This is a genomic window from Streptomyces sp. NBC_01314 (assembly GCF_041435215.1).
GTDB lineage: Bacteria > Actinomycetota > Actinomycetes > Streptomycetales > Streptomycetaceae > Streptomyces.
Map to the genome: position 1 here is coordinate 9,221,364 of NZ_CP108394.1, position 17,498 is coordinate 9,238,861.

At 71.5% G+C, this 17,498-nt stretch carries 15 protein-coding genes and 1 riboswitch; of the genes, 11 read left to right on the plus strand and 4 right to left on the minus strand.

Translation table 11 applies throughout. The features are described 5' to 3' along the window. Positions 1-9: 9 nt before the first annotated feature. Positions 10-1,221 (minus strand): MFS transporter, encoded by a 1,212-nt coding sequence (locus OG622_RS40615; protein WP_371581691.1) that lies wholly within the window; start codon positions 1,219-1,221, stop codon positions 10-12. Positions 1,222-1,634: 413 nt separating this feature from the next. Here OG622_RS40615 and OG622_RS40620 point away from each other — a divergent pair, with 413 nt between their 5' ends. Next, positions 1,635-3,278, plus strand: a complete 1,644-nt coding sequence (locus OG622_RS40620; protein WP_371581693.1) for an ROK family protein — start codon at positions 1,635-1,637, stop codon at positions 3,276-3,278. 206 nt (positions 3,279-3,484) lie between these two features. On the opposite strand, the gene OG622_RS40625 is transcribed toward OG622_RS40620, so the two are convergent. Beyond that, positions 3,485-4,243, minus strand: a complete 759-nt coding sequence (locus tag OG622_RS40625) for an SDR family oxidoreductase (protein ID WP_371581694.1) — start codon at positions 4,241-4,243, stop codon at positions 3,485-3,487. A gap of 670 nt (positions 4,244-4,913) precedes the next feature. Next, a riboswitch (FMN riboswitch) is annotated at positions 4,914-5,044 on the plus strand. Positions 5,045-5,201: 157 nt separating this feature from the next. Here OG622_RS40625 and OG622_RS40630 point away from each other — a divergent pair. The 9 genes from OG622_RS40630 to OG622_RS40670 all read left to right on the plus strand — a co-directional run bounded on the left by OG622_RS40630 (position 5,202) and on the right by OG622_RS40670 (position 12,708). Then, positions 5,202-5,834, plus strand: coding sequence for a riboflavin synthase (locus OG622_RS40630; RefSeq protein WP_371581695.1), 633 nt, complete (start codon positions 5,202-5,204; stop codon positions 5,832-5,834). After that, positions 5,831-6,463, plus strand: coding sequence for a nicotinamide riboside transporter PnuC (locus OG622_RS40635; protein WP_371581696.1), 633 nt, complete (start codon positions 5,831-5,833; stop codon positions 6,461-6,463). Before OG622_RS40630 ends, OG622_RS40635 begins: the two co-directional genes overlap by 4 nt. Further along, positions 6,460-7,749: a bifunctional 3,4-dihydroxy-2-butanone-4-phosphate synthase/GTP cyclohydrolase II gene (locus OG622_RS40640; protein ID WP_371581698.1), complete on the plus strand. Its 1,290-nt coding sequence runs from the start codon at positions 6,460-6,462 to the stop codon at positions 7,747-7,749. Before OG622_RS40635 ends, OG622_RS40640 begins: the two co-directional genes overlap by 4 nt. 49 nt (positions 7,750-7,798) lie before the next feature. Then, on the plus strand, positions 7,799-8,284 hold the full coding sequence (ribH, locus tag OG622_RS40645; protein WP_371581700.1) for a 6,7-dimethyl-8-ribityllumazine synthase: 486 nt from the start codon (positions 7,799-7,801) through the stop codon (positions 8,282-8,284). Between the two features lie 34 nt (positions 8,285-8,318). Next, positions 8,319-8,591: a phosphoribosyl-ATP diphosphatase gene (locus tag OG622_RS40650; protein WP_371581701.1), complete on the plus strand. Its 273-nt coding sequence runs from the start codon at positions 8,319-8,321 to the stop codon at positions 8,589-8,591. Positions 8,592-8,667: 76 nt separating this feature from the next. Further along, positions 8,668-9,525: an ATP phosphoribosyltransferase gene (gene hisG / locus OG622_RS40655; RefSeq protein WP_371581703.1), complete on the plus strand. Its 858-nt coding sequence runs from the start codon at positions 8,668-8,670 to the stop codon at positions 9,523-9,525. 20 nt (positions 9,526-9,545) lie between these two features. Further along, a complete protein-coding gene (locus OG622_RS40660) occupies positions 9,546-10,010 on the plus strand; it encodes a PH domain-containing protein (protein ID WP_371581704.1) in 465 nt (154 codons plus the stop codon). 269 nt (positions 10,011-10,279) lie between these two features. Beyond that, entirely contained in the window at positions 10,280-11,623 is a 1,344-nt protein-coding gene (locus OG622_RS40665; RefSeq protein WP_371581706.1) for a hemolysin family protein, read from the plus strand. Next, positions 11,620-12,708 (plus strand): hemolysin family protein, encoded by a 1,089-nt coding sequence (locus OG622_RS40670; RefSeq protein ID WP_371581707.1) that lies wholly within the window; start codon positions 11,620-11,622, stop codon positions 12,706-12,708. The genes OG622_RS40665 and OG622_RS40670 overlap by 4 nt, the downstream gene beginning before the upstream one ends. Positions 12,709-12,890: 182 nt before the next feature. Here OG622_RS40670 and OG622_RS40675 read toward each other — a convergent pair whose 3' ends face one another. Together OG622_RS40675 and OG622_RS40680 are read right to left on the minus strand one after the other, a co-directional pair. Continuing rightward, on the minus strand, positions 12,891-14,765 hold the full coding sequence (locus OG622_RS40675) for an AAA family ATPase (protein WP_371581709.1): 1,875 nt from the start codon (positions 14,763-14,765) through the stop codon (positions 12,891-12,893). Positions 14,766-15,235: 470 nt separating this feature from the next. Beyond that, positions 15,236-15,844 carry a uridine kinase gene (locus OG622_RS40680; protein WP_371581711.1) on the minus strand — a complete coding sequence of 203 codons (609 nt, stop codon included), beginning with the start codon at positions 15,842-15,844 and terminating at the stop codon, positions 15,236-15,238. Positions 15,845-16,017: 173 nt separating this feature from the next. On the opposite strand from OG622_RS40680, the gene OG622_RS40685 reads away from it, so the two are divergent. After that, a complete protein-coding gene (locus OG622_RS40685; RefSeq protein WP_371581712.1) occupies positions 16,018-17,400 on the plus strand; it encodes a peptidase C39 family protein in 1,383 nt (460 codons plus the stop codon). The last annotated feature ends 98 nt before the right edge of the window (positions 17,401-17,498 follow it).

Below are 17,498 nucleotides of genomic sequence, written 5' to 3' on the forward strand. Positions count from 1 at the left end.
ATGGCCGAGTCAGGGCTTCGGGTCGGGAACCGCCACGTCCGTGCGGGTGAGCCGCGGGCGGTCCCGATCGCTGGTGCGCAGCACGCCCGCGAAGGCGACCAGGCCACACGCCAGCACGGTGACCAGGCCGAACGACACGACCAGACTGGTCAGTTGCGCCAGACCGCCGATCGCGCTCGGCGCGACCAGCCCGGAGGTGTACGTGATGGTCGCGACGCCCGCGATGGCCTGGCTGGGGTTCGGCCCGCTGCGGCCGGCGGCGGCGAAGCAGAGCGGGACGACGACCGCGATGCCCAGGCCCATCAGCGCGAAGCCGCCCATCGCGACCGCCGGCTGGTTCGCGACGACGATCAGGACCCCGCCGAGCGCGGCCAGGACACCGCTCGCCCGCACGGTACGGACCGCGCCGAAACGGTTGACCACCCCGTCGCCCGCAAGCCGGGCCACCGCCATGGTCAGCATGAAACCGGTGGTGCACGCCGCCGCGAGCCCGGCCGAAGTCTCCAACTGGTCCCGCAGATAGACCGCCGACCAGTCCAGCGCCGCCCCCTCCGCGAACACCGCGCAGAACCCGACCGCGCCGATCAGCAGCGCCGACTTCGGCGGCAACGCGAACCGGGGCGGCGGCTCCTCGTCCTCGGTGGCCCTGAGATCCAGTACCCACTGGCAGGCGACCAGACCGAGGGCGGTGAGCGTGACCGCCGCGAGCGCGTGGTGCAGTCGGGCGTCCGAGCCCAGGTGGGCGGCGAGAGTGCCGGCCGCCGAGCCGACGAGGGCGCCCGCGCTCCACATGCCGTGCAGACCCGACATGATCGACTTTCCGAGGCGGCTCTCGACCTCGACGCCGAGCGCGTTCATCGCGACGTCCGCCATGCCCGCCGACGCGCCGTACACGAACAGCGCGAAGCAGAGCGTCCAGAGGTTCGGCGAGAGGGACGGCAGGATCAGCGCGAGCGTCCACAGGGAGAGCAGCCCGCGCAGGGCGGTGCGGGCGCCGAAGCGGTGGCTGATCCGGCCCGCGAGCGGCATCGCCAAGGACGCGCCGATCGCGGGGAAGGCGAGTGCGAGGCCCAGTTGGCCCGCGCTGACCCCCGCGTGGTCCTGGATCCACGGCACGCGGGTCGCGAACGAGCCGGTGACGGCGCCGTGCACCGCGAACACGGCCGCCACGGCGTACCGCGCCCGCCTCACCTCGCGCTGCTCGTAGACCACCACGCTCATTCTCCGCCTCCCTGAATTTCGGTGCGCCGCGAGGTCGGCGCTCCCGTCCGTCGCCCGTCGCTGCCTATGGGTTCTCCGGCGCTCCGGGTGCCGCCGGACCATCCAGGCTGCCGTTCTTCTCGTAGCCTGGCAGGACCCGGGGCTTCGGTCTTCCGGACGCCGACTCGCCCGAAGTCCCAGAGCCTTCGGGTCCTCGGGCTGTCGATTCCTCGGAGCTGTCGATTCCTCGGATTCCCCGGATTCCTTGAAGCCCTCGATCCTCGAAGTTCTCGCGCTTCCGGTTCCCCGATCGCCTTGGCCTACCCGGGCTCCGTCGCGCTGCGTAAACTATCAGGAACCCTGCCTGATAGATAGGGAGCGGTCGTCCGAGGGCCACCGGCCGTACGGCGCCGCAGATCTGGGAGGATCCCGGCATGCCCGCATCACCCAGCACCGCCCGAGCCATCAACGACCGGCTCGCCCTGCGGCTGCTGCAGCAGGAAGGGCCGCTGACGGCAGGGCAGTTGAAGCAGCTCACCGGTCTGTCCCGGCCCACGGTCGCCGACCTCGTGGAGCGCCTCACCGCCGCCGGGCTGATCGAGATCGCGGGGGAGTCGGGGGAGCAGCGGCGCGGGCCCAACGCCCGTCTCTACGGCATCGTGGCGGACCGTGCGCATCTCGCCGCGCTCGATGTGCGCACCGAGGGCGTCACGGTCGTCATCGCCGACCTGGTCGGTACGGAACTGGCGCGGGCGTCCGTCCCGATCGCGGACGACGCCGGCACGGGGCCCGCGGTGGAGCAGGCGGTCACCCTGGTGGAGCGTGCCGCGAAGGAGGCGGGCGCCGACCGGCTGCACACGGTGGTGATCGGCGCCCCCGGTCTGATCGACCCGGCCACGGGCGAACTCCGCGACTCCAGCGGCCTCCCCGAGTGGCACCGCCGCCTGGTCGCCGCCCTCGGTGAACGGCTTCCCGCCCGCGTCCTCGTCGAGAACGAGACCAACCTCGCCGCCCTCGCCGAACAGCGGGACGGCGCCGCCCGCGACCGCGACACCTTCGTCCTCCTCTGGCTCGGCCTCGGCACCGGCGCCGCCGTCGTCCTCGACGGCCACCTCCGCCGGGGCGCCTCCGGCGGCACGGGCGAGATCGGCTTCCTCCCGGTACCCGGCACGACCACCATCCCCTCGGCCACCGACTGCGAGGGCGGCTTCCACTCCCTGGGCGGCGCGGCGGCGGTGGCGGCACTGGCCACCGCACACGGCGTCAAGGCCGCGGCGGCGCCGAACGAGCCGTACGCGGCGACGTTGGTACGGGCGGCGGTCGCCGGACTCCCGGCGAGCGACACGGTCGCGTCGTCGATCACCCCTGGCCTTCCGGCGCGAGTACCCGGCCGTTCGGGGGAGGCGGGCGCGAGCGGTTCGGTGGTGGGGGCGACGAGTCTGGTGGTGGCGGCTCGGGGGCGTTCCGCGGGTACCGCGAGCCCGTCGGTCGGGGGCGAAGGACGTTCGGTCGGGCCTGCGGGGCCGGCGGTGGAGGCCGAGGGGTGGCCCGCTGGAACCGCGAGCCTGTCGGCGGAGAGCAGGGGCGGTCCAGCGGGTGCCGGGAACCCGTCTGTGGAGGCCGAACCCCCTTCGGGCGAGGCCACCACCTTCCCGTCCGACGACCTCCGCCGTCCGGCGGTCGCGCCGGTGGTTGGTGTGCCCCCCTCGTCCACGACGCAGGGCACCTCGGCGGACCAGGCACCCCCTTCGCCGCCCGGCCTCCGCCCCCCGGCGGCCCCCGACTCTTCGGCCGACCCCCGCGCCCGTTTTCTCGGCGCCCTCGCCGACCGCCTTGCTCTCGGCGTAGCCTCCGTCGTCGCTGTGCTCGACCCCGGGTGTGTGGTGCTCGGTGGTGAGGTCGGGCAGGCCGGTGGGCAGGAGCTTGCCGTCAGGGTGGGGGAGCGGCTGGCGGCCATGTCGCCGTTGCCGACCGAGGTGCGGCCCAGTGGCCTCGGCGGGGCCGCCGTGCTGCGCGGCGCGTTGCTTATGGCCCGGGAGGCGGCTCAGGACGAGTTGTTCGCACCGCCCGCGCGATAGCGGGCGGTGCGTCGGGCCGCGTGCTCCGAGTCCGGCCCTGCGGCACCTTTCACCGCCGGTCGCTCCGCCCGGTCGCGGCCCTGCCGACACGCCTCGGCCGATCGAGGTCACCCCTGCCGTTCCCCGACCCCGTCGTCGCCGCGACCGCCACCGCTGTCTTCAGCGGTGGCGCCGCCGCCCCCTTGGGTGGCGTCGCGTCCCTCTTTTCATCCCTTCCCCCGGCTCCCACCGAACCGGTCCGCCAAGTGCTCCCCGAACGTCCCCTTGCCCACGGCCCGCCCCGGCGTGAGATGGCCGCCGGCGCGAAAGGCCCGGTAGGCCTTGCCGAACAGCGGGACGTTCAGCAGGGGGCGGCGACGGCCGGTGGCCGCCAGGTAGGCGCGGGCCAGGTGGGGGAAGGTCAGGATCTCGGGGCCTCCCAGGTCGTCGACGCGTCCGGCGGGGGCGCCCACGGCCAGGGCCGCCAGGCGTTCGGCGACCTCGGCGACGGCGACGGGCTGGTCGCTCACCCCGGCGGGGAGCATCATGACCGGCGGCTTGGAAAGGCCCTGGAAGAGCATCACCAGCAGGTCATGGAACTGGGTCGCGCGCAGGGTCGTCCAGCCCAGCCCCGACCCCTCGACCAGCCGCTCGACGGCCAGCTTGGACCGGTAGTAGCCGAACGGCACCCGGTCCACGCCGACGATCGAGATGTAGACCAGGTGCCGCACCCCGGCCCGCCGCGCCGCCGCGATCAGGTTCTCCGCCGCCTTCTCGTCGCCCCCGCGCGGCGACGTCGCGCAGTGCACGATCGTGTCCACCCCCGCCACGGCCGCGTCCAGCCCGCTCCCGCCCGCGACGAGATCGACGGCGTACGGCTGCGCGTGCCGGCTGAGCACCCGCACCTCGTGCCCGTCCGCCCGCAGCCGCTCCGTGACGGGCCGGCCGAGGACACCCGTGCCGCCGGTCACCAGGATCGTGGTCATGCTGTCCATTCCCTTCGTACGCCGGACGCTCCAGGCTGGAAACGTCCTACGGCAGCTACGACGGGACAGCCCCCGCGGATGTGACCACCGAGGCGACTCGGTGGTCCCGAGGAGGGTCCCGGGGCGACTCGTCCCGGTGCGACGGAAGGCGACCCGATCGGGCGCGCGGTCATCCGCCAAGTCGGATCGCGCGATCACGTCCCGGTCGGCTGCCGTCCCACGAACTCCAGCTTGTCCGGGTTCACCACGACCCGCACGTCCGACACGGCACCGCCCCGGAGCGCGAAGGACTCGGTGCCCACAAGCGCGTCCCCGGCCCCGGTGAGCAGTGCGGGGAGCCGCTGACCTCGGCCACGGCGAAGTCCGAGCCGCCCGCCAATCGTTCCGCATGAGGGGGACCCGGCGACGGGGCAAGGGCCGTCGTCACCGCCGCCGGGCCGTTCGAGGCGGGTAACCGCGACCGCAGACTTTAAAAGGACTAGACCAAGCCGGTCAATGGGTCCAACCCCTTCGAGTGGAGTCGCGGTCGCGGAAGTTGACCCATGGTCAGTGATAGCCGAAATCCGTCGGCCCCCGCTGAGAAGTCCAGTGACACGGCCTGTGAGCCACCCCACAGTGCTCACCCGCATGGGTGTCGACCGGGCGTGGCACACTGGCCATGTACCAGAAGCAGCGCACTCCGGGGTCGGTGAAAGTCCGAACCGGCGGTTACAGTCCGCGACCCGGTCGCTTCCAGCGGCCGGTTGACCAGGTGAAATTCCTGGACCGACGGTTAAAGTCCGGATGGGAGGCAGTGCGCGGCGGGCGGGCATTCGTGCGCGCCGCCGTCTGTTTTTGGCTTGCCCCGCCAGGGGTGGGTCTTCTACGCGGCGTCGCTCCCTGTGCCGCTGTCCGCTCAAGTCTGTCTCTTCGACAGCCCCGGAGTCCGTGCCCATACGAGGCAGGGAGGACCCGGGAAGTGTTCACCGGAATCGTCGAAGAGCTGGGTGAGGTCACCGCCGTCGAGAAGCTCGGCGACTCCTCCCGCTTCCGTCTGCGCGGCCCCGTTGTCACACAGGGCGCGCGCCACGGCGACTCCATCGCCGTCAACGGCGTCTGTCTCACGGTCGTGGAGCACGAGGACGACTGGTTCACCGCCGACGTCATGGCGGAGAGCCTGGATCGCTCCAGCCTCGGCGCCCTCACCGCCGGCTCCCGCGTCAACCTCGAACGCCCCATGGCCGTCGGCGACCGCCTCGGCGGGCACATCGTGCAGGGGCACGTCGACGGCACGGGCGAAGTCATCGAGCGCAAGCCGTCCGAGAACTGGGAGATCGTCAGGATCTCGCTCCCGGCGGACCTCACGCGGTACGTCGTCGAGAAGGGCTCCATCACCGTCGACGGCATCAGCCTGACCGTCGTCGAGGCCGGCCCCGACTACTTCACCGTGAGCCTCATCCCGACCACCCTCGACCTGACCACGCTCGGCCGCAAGCAGCCCGGCGACCCGGTCAACCTCGAGGTCGACGTCATCGCCAAGTACGTCGAGCGGCTGCTGGGCGCACGGGGAGCGGACACCCAGGGGATCGGTATTCCGGGGGCGTCGCAGTGAACTCGCTGAACACCGTCGCCTTCACCGCCTTCGGCCAGCAGATCCTCTGGTCGGACATGATCGGCAACGTCCTCGGCCTGATCGCCCTCGCCCTCGGCGCGATCCGCTCCATCTGGAACTGGCCCGTGCAGTTTCTCTCCGGCCTCGTCCTCTTCGGCGCCTTCGCCGGCCACCTGACCGGCAGCGCAGGCAAGCAGGTCATCGTCATGGCCGTCGCCGGGTACGGCTGGTGGCAGTGGAACCGTACGAAGGGGCAGTCCGCGGACGGCGCCATCACCCCGCGCTTCGCCACCTGGCGCGAGCGCGGGTACCTCATCGCCGGTGCCGTGCTCGGCACCCTGGCCGTCGCCGGCCTCTTCACCGCGTTCCCCACCCTGTCCTGGGACCCCTGGCCGGACGCGTACATCTTCACCGGCACCATCGTCGCCATGTACGCCCAGGCGCGCGGCATGATCGAGTTCTGGTTCGCCTGGCTGCTCGTCGACCTGGTCGGCGTACCGCTCAACTTCGCCAACGGCTACGCCTTCTCCGGATTCGTCTACATCATCTACGGCGCGCTCGTCCTGTGGGGCATGCGCGACTGGTGGCTGCGCTCCCGCAAGCCCGCTCTGGAAGGAGCCCCGGCATGACCACGGCGCCGATCCTGTACAGCACCGCCGACATCGAGAACTTCGGACTCGACCCCGTCGAGCAGGCCATCGCCGACATCGCGGCGGGCCGCCCGGTCGTGGTCGTCGACGACGAGGACCGCGAGAACGAGGGCGACCTCGTCATCGCCGCCGAGAAGGCCACCCCCGAGATCATCGCCTTCATGATGAGCGAGTGCCGGGGCATGATCTGCGCCCCGATGGAGGGCGACGAACTGGACCGGCTCGAACTGCCGCAGATGGTGCAGCAGAACACCGAGTCCATGCGCACCGCCTTCACCGTCACGGTCGACGCGGCGCCGGGGCACGGCGTCACCACCGGCATCTCCGCCTCCGACCGCGCCACCACCCTCCAGCTCCTGGCGAGCGGCACGGCCGAGCCGGGCGACTTCGTCCGCCCCGGTCACATCTTCCCGCTGCGCGCACGAACCGGCGGAGTGCTCGTGCGCGACGGCCACACCGAGGCCGCCGTCGACCTCGCCCGCCTCGCGGGCCTGCGCCCGGCCGGCGCGATCGTCGAGATCGCCGGCGAGGACGGCCGCATGCTGCGCCTTCCCGAACTGATCCCGTTCGCCCGCAAGCACGGCCTGACGATCATCTCCATCGAGGACCTCATCGCCTACCGCCGCTCCGCCGAACCCACCGTCAAGCGCGAGGCGAAGACCCAACTCCCCACGTCCTTCGGTGACTTCACCGCGTACGGCTACCGCTCCACCGTCGACGGCGTCGAGCACGTCGCCCTCGTCCAGGGCGAGATCGGCGACGGCGAGGACGTCCTCGTCCGCGTCCACTCCGAATGCCTCACCGGCGACATCTTCCACTCGCTGCGCTGCGACTGCGGCCCCCAGCTGCAAACCTCCCTCGAACGCATCGCCACCGAGGGCCGGGGCGTAGTCGTCTACCTGCGCGGCCACGAGGGCCGCGGCATCGGACTGCTGTCCAAGCTGCGCGCGTACGAACTCCAGGAGCGCGGCCGCGACACCCTCGACGCCAACCTGGAACTGGGCCTGCCCGCCGACGCCCGGGACTACGGCGCCGGCGCGCAGATCCTCCAGGACCTGGGCGTCCGCAGCCTGCGCCTGATGACCAACAACCCCGAGAAGACCGAGGCCCTGGTCCGGCACGGCCTCGACGTCATCGACCGCGAACCGATGCCGGTCCGCGCGGGCGAGCACAACCTCCGCTACCTGCGCACCAAGCGCGACCGGATGGGCCACGACCTGCCCTGGCTGGACGCGACCACCGCGTCCACCTGCGGCAACCAGTAACACCAGCGGCAAGATCAGCGAGTAAGAGTTCCAGGAACCAAGGAGCAACGTGAGCGGCAAGGGCGCACCCGAACTGTCCGTACGCAACTGCGGCGACCTGCGCGTCGCGGTCATCGCGGCCCAGTGGCACGAGAAGGTGATGGACGGCCTCGTCGAAGGAGCCCTGCGCGCCCTGCGCGACCTGGGCATCGACGAGCCGACCCTCCTGCGGGTCCCCGGCAGCTGGGAACTCCCCGTCGTCGCCAAGGTCCTCGCGGGCCGCGGCTACGACGCGATCGTCGCCCTCGGCGTCGTCGTCCGCGGCGGCACCCCCCACTTCGAGTACGTGTGCCACGGTGTCACCCAGGGCCTCACCCAGGTCTCCGTCGACACCGGCGTCCCCATCGGCTTCGGCGTACTGACCTGCGACACCGAGGAACAGGCCCTGGACCGCGCGGGCATCGAGGGCTCGAACGAGGACAAGGGCCACGAGGCGGTGACGGCGGCCGTGGCGACCGCGGCCACCCTCCGCTCAGTATCTGAACCCTGGCGCTGAGACACGGGCGGTTGCGCGTAGGCTGAACCTCACCATGTCCAAGAAGACGTTCGAGGAGCTCTTCACCGAGCTCCAGCACAAGGCCGCCACCGGCGACCCCGCCACTTCCCGCACCGCAGAGCTGGTCGAGAAGGGCGTCCATGCCATCGGCAAGAAGGTCGTCGAAGAGGCCGCCGAGGTCTGGATGGCCGCCGAGTACGAGGGCAAGGAAGCGGCCGCCGAGGAGATCTCGCAGCTGCTTTACCACGTCCAGGTGATGATGGTCGCCCGCGGCATCACCCTGGACGACGTGTACGCCCATCTCTGAGCCATGACGCCGTGGGCCGCACGCCATTCCCTACGCAACTCCATCCGCACGAACACGAACGAAGGAAGCTCGCCTCATGCTGCGCATCGCCGTCCCCAACAAGGGTTCCCTGTCCGGACCTGCGGGGGAGATGCTGCATGAGGCCGGCTACCAGCAGCGCCGGGAGTCCAAGGAACTGCGGATCGTCGACCCGGTCAACGAGGTGGAGTTCTTCTACCTCCGCCCTCGCGACATCGCGATCTACGTCTCCTCCGGCCGCCTCGACATCGGCATCACCGGCCGCGACCTCCTGATCGACTCGGGCGCCAAGGCGGAGGAGATCCTGCCGCTCGGCTTCGCCCGCTCCACCTTCCAGTTCGCCGCCAAGCCCGGCACGGCGAACGGCGTCGCGGACCTGAAGGGCATGACGGTCGCCACCTCCTACGAGGGGATCGTCGCCAAGCACCTCGCCGACCACGGCACCGACGCCTCCGTCGTCCACCTCGACGGCGCCGTGGAGACCGCGATCGAGCTGGGTGTCGCCGAGGTCATCGCCGACGTCGTCGAGACCGGCACCTCCCTGCGGAACGCGGGCCTTGAGGTCTTCGGCGACCCGATCATGAAGTCCGAGGCCATCGTCATCCGCCGCGTCGGCGCCGACACGTCCTCGGAGAACGAGCCCAAGGTGCAGCAGTTCCTGCGCCGCCTCCAGGGCGTCCTCGTGGCCCGGACGTACGTGATGATGGACTACGACTGCCGCGTCGAGCAGCTGGAGAAGGCCGTCGCGCTCACGCCGGGCCTGGAGTCCCCGACCGTCTCGCCGCTGCACAACGAGGGCTGGGTCGCCGTGCGCGCCATGGTCCCGGCCAAGGAGGCCCAGCGGATCATGGACGACCTGTACGACATCGGTGCCCGGGCTATCCTGACCACCGCCATCCACGCCTGCCGCCTCTGACGGCCGGGGAGTCGTACGCCATGCCGGACCAGCTCTCTCTCCCCGCCCTGCCGGTCACTTTCCGGCCGGGCCGCACCCGGGCCGTGCTGCTGACCGCCGCGGGCGCGATCTTCGTGGTCATCACGGTGGTCGCACTGCTGCTGCCGACGCTCGGTCCGGGGGAGCGGCTCAGCTTCGTCTTCACGGCGGCCATGCTCGCCGGGGTGCTGGGCGTGCTCTCCCGGCCCCGGGTGGTCGCCGACGACTCCGGTGTGACCGTCGTCAACATCGCCGGGAGGCGGCACCTGGGCTGGGCGGAGATCGTGCAGGTGAACCTGCGGGTCGGCGACCCCTGGGTCTTCCTCGACCTCACCGACGGCACCAGCCTGCCCGCGCTCGGCATCCAGCCGGGCATCGCCAAGCAACGCGCCATCGAGGACGCCCGGACCCTCCGGGCGCTGGTGGAGGCCCGGTCGGTCTCCGAGCCCGAGCAGCCTCAGGGCTGACCCGGCTCCGCTTCCGGGCCGGCGGGGCTTCGCGCCGGGAACGGCCCCGAGCAAGATCAGGGCCGACTCAGGGCCGTCACCCCTGCCACACCGGCCCATGTCTTGATTAATCTGTTGGCGGAGGCGTTTTCTTCACGCCTCCGCTTCCGCCGCTCCACCCCCCGGGACGGCGGAGGCTCCCTGCTATTCGAGGAGTGACTCCCTCCAGCGATGGACGGATCGTCCTGTAGTATCTGCGCCGCCCCCTCCCGACCTATCGAGGCGGCGGCATGACCATCCCTCTGCTGCTCCTCGGAGCCGCGTTCCTGCTGATCCTCGCCAACGGCTTCTTCGTGGCGGCCGAGTTCGGCCTTGTGACGGTCGAGCGGCCGGAGGCCGAGAAGGCCGCGGCCGAAGGTGACCGCCGGGCCCACAAGGTGGTGGGCGCGCTCAAGGAGCTGTCGTTCCAGCTCTCCGGCACCCAGCTCGGCATCACCATCACCTCCCTCGTCGTCGGCATGCTCGCCGAACCGGCGCTCGCGGAGATCCTCCACGGCCCCTTCTCCGCCATCGGCATACCCGAAGGAGCCGTGTCCGGTGTCGCCGTGGTCGTCGGCATGCTGCTGGCCTCCGCCGTGCAGATGGTGATCGGCGAACTGGTGCCCAAGAACTGGGCTGTGTCGAAGCCGATGCAGGTCGCCCGCTTCGTCGCGGGCCCCCAGCATGTCTTCTCCCGCCTCTTCCGCCCGGTCATCGCAGCTCTCAACGCGGTCGCCAACCGCCTGGTCCGCGCCTTCGGCGTCGAGCCCACCGATGAGCTGGCCTCCGCCCGCACCCCCGGTGAACTTGTCTCCCTCGCCCGTCACTCGGCCCAGGCCGGCACCCTCGAACAGGACACGGCCGACCTCTTCGTCCGCACCCTCTCCCTGGGCGAGCTGACCGCGGAGAACGTGATGACGCCGCGTGTGAAGGTCAGCGCCCTGCAGTCGACGGCCACCGCCGAGGACGTGGTCAACCTGACCCGGGCCACCGGCCTGTCCCGCTTCCCCGTCTACCGGGAGCGGATCGACGAGATCGTCGGCATGGTCCACCTCAAGGACGCCCTGGCGATCCCGGCCCACGACCGGCTGCACACCCCGGTCGGCCGTATCGCCAAGGCCCCGCTGCTGGTCCCGGAGTCGCTGCCCGTGCAGCCGCTCCTGGCCCGGCTGCGCAGCGAGCAGCCCATCGCGGTCGTCGTCGACGAGTACGGCGGGACGGCCGGGGTGGTGACTCTGGAGGACATCGTCGAGGAACTGGTCGGCGAGGTCCGCGACGAGCACGACGGGCACGACCTGCCGGAACTCGCCGCCGCCCCGCCCGAGGACGGCCGCCCCGCCTGGGACGTCGACGGCAGCTGCCGGGTCGACGTGCTCCAGCGCATCGGCCTCGACGTTCCGGAGGGCCCGTACGAGACGGTCGCCGGCCTCGTCGCCGACCTCCTCGGCCGTATCCCCGCGCCGGGGGACAAGGCGGAACTGCCCGGCTGGAGGCTGGCGGTACGCCAGGTCGGGCACTACCGGGCTGAGCGCGTACGCCTCGTGCGGACCACTCCGGCCACGGACTCCCTCACCATGGTGGAGGCGGCCCGATGACCGTCCTCCAACTCCTGTTCGCCCTGCTTCTCGTACTCGCCAACGGCTTCTTCGTCGGCGCCGAGTTCGCCCTGGTCTCCGTCCGCCGCAGCCAGATCGAACCGCTGGGGACCGCGCGGGCCCGGCAGGTCCTCTACGGCCTGGAGAACCTGCCCCAGATGATGGCGGCGGCCCAGTTCGGCATCACCGTCTGCTCCCTGACGCTGGGCGCGGTGGCCGAGCCGACGGTGGCGAAGCTGCTGGAGCCGGTCTTCGAGGCGATCCATCTGCCGCACGGCGTGATCCACCCCCTGGGGTATGTGATCGCCCTCGCCCTCGTCGTCTTCCTGCACCTCGTCATCGGCGAGATGCTGCCGAAGAACCTGGCCATGGCGGCGCCGGAGAAGACCGCGCTGTGGCTGAGCCCGGCACTGGTGGCGTTCGCGAGGCTGTGCAAGCCCGTCACGATCGGCCTCGGTGCCTGTGCCCGCGTCATCCTGAAGCTCTTCCACGTCGAGCCCAAGGACGAGATCGAGGCGGTCTTCACCAGCGTCCAGCTGGTCCGGCTGGTCGAGGACTCCGGTCAGGCCGGGCTGCTCGACCCCGAGGAGCAGGAGCGCCTGGAGGACGCGCTGGAGCTGGGCTCCCGCCCGGTGACGGACGTCCTGCTGAAGCGCGACTCCCTGGTGACGGTGGTCCCCTCGGTGTCCCCCGCCCAGGTCGTGGCGCTGACCGCCCGCACGGGCTACTCCCGCTTCCCGGTGGTCGCGGAGAACGGCGCCTTCATGGGCCGCTACCTACACGTCAAGGACGTCCTCGACCTGGAGGACTCCGACCGTGCCGTCCCCCAGCAGATCTGGCGCCCCATGACCACCCTCCGCGCGGAACTGCCGCTGGACGACGCGCTGACGGTCATGCGCCGCGCGGCCACCCACCTGGCCCAGGTGGCGGACGCCTCCGGCAAGGTGCTGGGCCTGGTCGCCCTGGAGGACGTTCTGGAACTGCTGGTCGGCGAGGTGAGGGATCCGGCCCACCGTGAGCCGGCGCAGGTCCGCGTCACGGAACCGCGGGGCAGCGAAGCCCCGGAGGAGGCACTGGCGAGCTGATTTCGCCCCTGCCGCCCCTGCCGGTGGGTGGGGCTTCTCCGCAGTTCCCCGCGCCCCATTTTCAGGGGCGCGGGGAACTGCGCGAACGGGGTCCGGGGCGGAGCCCCGGGATGGGGGCACCTCCCGCTCGAGCGAAGCCGAGAGTGGGGGAGGGGCGGGTAGGGGCGGCGGGGGCGAGAAACTCACATCGCCGAGGGTTCCCCCGGCCCCCGCCCCGACAGCACCTCTCCGTACGCCTGCATCAGATCCGGCAGCCGCAGCGTCGACAGATCGTCCCGCGTCGGAATCGACGGATACCCCGACAGCCGCAGGTCCCGGTACGCGCAGCTCTTCTCGTACAGCGTCCGCAGGAACCGCCCGTTGCCGAGCTCGTCGATCCACCCCTGGTCGACGACGTGCCCGGAGATGGAGCGCAGCTCGTCCAGGGCCTCCTCGTCCCAGACGTCCCCGTTCTCGTCGGCGAGCACCTCGCCGATGGACGTCAGTTCCAGGGGCCGGTAGGAGGGGAAGTCGACGCGGGTCGTGAAGCGGGAGGAGAGGCCGGGGTTCGCTGCCAGCAGCCGGTCCATGCCCTCCGGATAGCCCGCGAGGATCACGACCAGATGATCCCGGTTGTCCTCGGCCCGCTTCAGCAGTACCTGCAACGCCTCGTCGCCGTACGCGTCGCCCTTCCCGTAGCCGGAGTTGGACAGGGAGTACGCCTCGTCGACGAACAGCACGCCACCGATCGCCGAGTCGATCAGCTCGTTGGCCTTCACCGCGGTCTGCCCGAGGTACTCGCCCACGAGGTCCGCGCGCTGCGCCTCGACGAGATGATCGCCGCCCAGCAGCCCGAGCGCGTAGAAGACCCGGCCCAGTATTCGCGCCACGGTCGTCTTCCCGGTCCCGGAGGGCCCGGAGAAGACGAAGTGCCGCTTCGGCGGCTGGACCGGCAACCCCTGCCCGGCCCGCAGCCGCGCCATGTTCAGCTGCGCGGACAACGCCTTGACCTGCCGCTTCACCGGCTCAAGCCCGACCATCCGCTCCAGCTCCGCGAGCGCCTCCTCCAGCAGCTCCGGATCCGTCGGCCCGGCCGGCAGGGACAGCGGCTCCACCGGCACCACGGACTTCTCCCGTACGAAGGTGTCGCCGGCCTCGGGCGGCAGCCCACCCGGCGGCGGAAGTCCGGGATCGGAGACCTTCACATCCCGTCCCTCGGGGTCGAAGAACGGCTCCACCCCGTCGCTGTCGAGGACGTCCTGTCCGATCCCGGCGAGCGCGATCGCCGCGAAGTCGCTCGCGTCGTCGTCGTACCCGTCCCCCACGGCGATCGCCGCGAGCCGCGCGGAGGTGTCCATGAAGGCGGGGTCGACGCGGTGCACGGCCCGGTACAGCGGCAGCGCGGCGGCGCTGCGCCCCGTGCCCTCGTGGGCGCGCGCCAGCCAGTACCGCAGCTCCTTGCGCTGCGGCTGCTCGCTGCGACATCGCATCAGCGCGGCGGAGAGCAGCGGCTCGGCCTGCCCGTACGTCTCCAGCCGGACCCGGGCCATCCCGCCGAACAGGCCCGCCTCGATCCCCAGCAGGGGATCGTCGAGCAGCGGATCGGTGTGCCGGACCAGCTGCTCCCAGTCCTTGACGAGGTAGGCGCGGCAGGCGTGCAGGAAGCGCACCTGGTGGTCCGCGTCGACCGGCGGGAGTCCCGCGAGCGCCCGGTCCAGCTCGGGCACATGGCGCCCGTCCAGCCAGTGCGAGGCGTGCGCCAGGAGCAGATCACGCGGGCTCTCCAGTACCGGCTGCACCCACCAGCCCAGCCAGTACCAGGAGTTGAGGGTGCGCCGGTGCCGGGTGCGCTGCTCCCCGAAGCGCTCCCGGTGCCGGAACATCCGCAGCAGCGCGGTCGTCGTGTCCACCCGCAGTGCGTGCAGCCCGAGCCAGCCGTCGGCCATCCCGGGATCCATGCGCACCGCGGAGCGGAACTCCTCCTCCGCCTGCGGATAGGCGCCCATCGTGTAGGCGTCCACGCCTCGCAGCCAGGCGAGGTCGGCCGGCGCCTCGGGGCCCCGCGAGCCGAAGTCCATCACGTCCCCCACAAACCGTGCCCCCGTTGGAAACCGAACGGGCCGGTGCCCGTCGGCAGCCTTCGTCGAACCGCTGTGCCGCGGACGGGAGTTGCGTTGCCGCAGCCGTCCGAAGGTTGCACCCTGCGCATCGTACCTGCGGGTCGGTCGCCCTTCGAAGGGTGCCGCAGCCCTCGTCTTACGAGGTGGGAGCGGACGGGGCCCGTCGCGGACGGTGACCGAGGGTGAAGGAAACGTGCCTCAGGAGTTCCGGAAAGCCGGAAGAGGGCAGAACGAAGCCCCCGATCACGGGGGAACAACCGGGGGCTTCGCGTCTCTGGGCGGTGACGAATGACCGCACATTCAGAACGTAAGACCAGTACGGCCCCCCGGTCAAGCCGAGTTGGGGCAGTCGGCGAACTTCTCGGACAGCCGTCTTCACGAGTTCAGCACATTGCGGATGGTCCGTCACTCTGAGTGAGAGGAGGCCTCTATTCAGGAGTTGTCGCAGGTCCCGGGGACACCTCGTACCCCGTGTTTCCCGGCCGAATCAGCAGATCGGCGAACGGCCGAGAAGGATCCTCGGCGAAATGCCGACGCTCCGCCCGGACCCAGCCGGCCCAGAACTCACTCTGTTCCGCCCCGTCCCGCGCCCGCCCACGCGCCCAGGCCTCCTCCTCCGGAAACTCCATCCACACCAGCCGCGCCAGAGACGGACGCAGCGCGCGCCGTCCCGCGCCCACCCCCTCGACGACGATCACGGGCGCGGACGGCAGGACGCGCGCCGGTCCGAAACTGCGCTCACACCAGTCGTACGGGGCGTAGCGCGCGCTCCGGCCGTGCCGCAGCGGCCCGATCACCTGGTCCAGCAGGCGTCCGGTCCACGCGAACAGTTCCTCGTGCGTGGCGATGTCGTCGAGGTGGAGCACCGGGGCGCCGCCGAGCGCGTCGGCCAGCCGCCCGGCGAAGGTGCTCTTTCCGGAGCCGGCGTGCCCGTCGACGCCCACCAGCCGGACCGGCCCGCAGGAGGGCGGCAGCCGCCGCAGCCTGTCGGCCAGAGCGACGACGGCGGGATCCGTGGGGGCGGGGGAGGCGTGCATACGTGGATTGAACACCGTGGCGCGGTGCCCCCGGGCCTGCCAGTGGTGTCGACCAATATTGGCGGGCGTGGCGAGACACGAGGTGCTGGCAGAAGCCCTTCCCCGGCGTCCATAGTGGGCGAACAGCCGTGCGTCTGAACCGTTCCGTCCGGATCACTGGGGGTCTCCCACAGATGACGAGCCTTTCCGAGCCGTCCCGCAGGACCGTCCTGACCGCAGCCGTCGCCACCGCCGCCGCTGCGGCCGGAGGACCGGCGGGTCAGGCGGTCGCCGACACCACGAGCGGCCGGGGCGCAGCCCCCGCCCACCTCGCGCAGGTACCGGAACGCCTCGCGGATTACCACGCCTGGACCACGTACACCGACTGGCGTGCCGGCAGCGCCGAGGGCACCCGGGCGAAGGCGGGGGAGCGGCCGGGACTGGTGATCGACGCGCCGCTCGGCACCACCGACTACACCGACCCGCACACCGGGCGGACGGCCGCCTGGGAGTACGCGACCTGGACCTCCCCGGTGCACCCGCTCACCGTGCCCGCCACCGAGGTCGTCGCCTCCTGGAACGCGCACACTCCGGCCGGTACCTGGGTCCAGATCGAGCTCAGGGGCACGTACTCCGACGGCACGGACACTCCCTGGTACGTGCTGGGCCGGTGGGCGGCCGGCGACCAGGACATCAGACGGACCTCCGTCGACGGCCAGAAGGACGGCAGGAGCAGTGTCTGGACCGACACCTTCGCGATCGACGACCCGGCCACGGGACTGCGTCTCGCCTCGTACCGGCTGCGCCTGACCCTGTACCGCACGCCCGGCACCCGGCTCACCCCCACGGTGTGGCGGCTCGGCGCGATGGGCTCCGACGTGCCCGACCGCTTCACCGTCCCGGCCTCCGCTCCCGGGCTCGCGCGGGAGCTGAACGTCCCGCGCTACTCCCAGGAGACCCACAAGGGTCAGTACCCCGAGTACGACAACGGGGGCGAGGCCTGGTGCAGCCCCACCTCCTCGCAGATGATCATAGAGTTCTGGGGCCGGAAGCCCAGCGCCGCGGACCTGGCGTGGGTCGACCCGGCGTACGCGGACCCGCAGGTGTGCCACGCGGCGCGGTTCACCTTCGACTACCAGTACGAGGGCTGCGGCAACTGGCCCTTCAACGCCGCGTACGCGGCCACCTACGAGGACCTGCAGGGCGTGGTGACCCGGCTGGGCTCGCTCACCGAGCTGGAGACGCTGATCGCGGCGGGTATTCCGGCGATCACCTCCCAGTCGTTCCTCGCGGCGGAACTGACGGGCGCGGGCTACGGCACGGCCGGGCATCTCATGACGGTGATCGGCTTCACCGCCGACGGCGACGTCGTCGCCAACGACCCGAACTCGCCCACCAACGAGGCGGTGCGCCGGATCTACCGGCGGCGCGAGTGGGAGAACATCTGGCTGCGTACCAAGCGGTACAGCGCCGCCGGCAAGGTCGTCTCCGGCACCGGAGGCATCTGCTACCTGTACTTCCCCGCGCGGCCCACAACCCGCCAGCGCGCGGCGCTCACGGCGGTGGGCGTCTGCTGAGGCGGTGCGCCGAGTCGGAGGGGCCCCCGGGAGACCGGGGGCCCCTCCGACGTGTGACCAAGGTCTCGGCCGCGAACCGCCCACGCGGTGGCAAGGTG